The 1,187-nt window shown below is 39.1% G+C and carries 1 protein-coding gene; it reads right to left on the bottom strand.

Going from position 1 to position 1,187, the window contains the following annotated elements; all coding sequences use genetic code 11:
* Positions 1 to 459: recombinase family protein (locus FTV43_RS15670; RefSeq protein WP_179995857.1), on the bottom strand; the 459-nt coding region annotated here is incomplete at its 3' end.
* Between the last annotated feature and the right edge of the window lie 728 nt (positions 460 to 1,187).

The raw sequence follows: 1,187 nt of genomic DNA on the forward strand, positions 1-1,187 counted from the left end.
TCCTGCCGGCTTGTAACCTGACCTTGCTAGTGCTTGCTTAATGCGTTCTCTCCTTTTGTCGTTATCAAGCTTCGCCATAGTTGCAAGTAGGTCTATCAACATGCTGTTGATGACGTTCAGTATCTCTCCTGTCATGCCACTATTAACGACGTGTGTTGTGGGTAGATCAGCGACGACCAGGCGCAGTCCTTTGCTCTTGATCTGTTGCTTAAGAATGTCGAAGTCGGCTTGTTCTAGGCGTGACAATCTGTCGACCGATTCCACGAGTAAAATGTCACCTGGCTCTGATTCGTTTAAAAGCCGATTGAGGATGGGTCGGGTTAACTTCGTGCCGCTTTCATTTTCGATGTATTCAACGTGTCCAGCGCTATAGCTCTTACTGAACTCGACCAAGTCACTGAGCGCTCTTTCAGCATCTTGCTCTTTAGTTGATGCACGTACATAAATGCGAACTATCATAACCGACTACCTATCAAAAAGACTTAAAAAAATAAGTACAATGATAATACTATCATTTAATAAAGATTAATAGTCTATTGATAGGTATTTTTATCATTTAATACTTTTATCTTTTATGTATAGTGCAATGATAGTGTTTCTTGAGGCTCGTACGTGAATGAAATTATTTTTTATGGGTAGTTCTGCTCTTTAATTTACGTAGAACCAAGCAAAACGAAAAAAACCGCCTGATCCAGCAGGCGGTTTTAATATTTAATAGAGTAATGGTTGCAAGATTTGCGTGAGCTGAATTAAGTCTGCTAGCAAGCTAATAGCTTGTAGAATCAATTTCAGTGAAATCATATTCATGCCTTACCTCCTCTCTGTCTGTGAGAAGGCAATGACAAATTCCGGTTGTGTTCAACGGTCTTTTCGACTTTAATATCAATTTATATACCTCATCGTTGTCTTCTCTGGCCTCGATAACGCCTCAATTTATCTCTCGAGTTGTGGAAGATGAGAGAAGTAAATTAAGGCTCCATACTCATTAAGTTATCTCTCGAATTGTGGAAGATGAGAGGGGTAACTTAATGATATTCTCAGTGCTGTCTGACAACAGAATCAACACCTTATTTTGGCAAGATACGGGAAAATATAGGGTAGAGCAATATTGACTTTTTGTGAAAAAATTTTCGTATTTAGAAAAAAAGTTTAGGGAAAGAATTCGCCCAATTGCTGTGTACTCGTAA

It is taken from the genome of Acinetobacter sp. YH16053 (assembly GCF_013417035.1).
Classification (GTDB): domain Bacteria; phylum Pseudomonadota; class Gammaproteobacteria; order Pseudomonadales; family Moraxellaceae; genus Acinetobacter; species Acinetobacter towneri.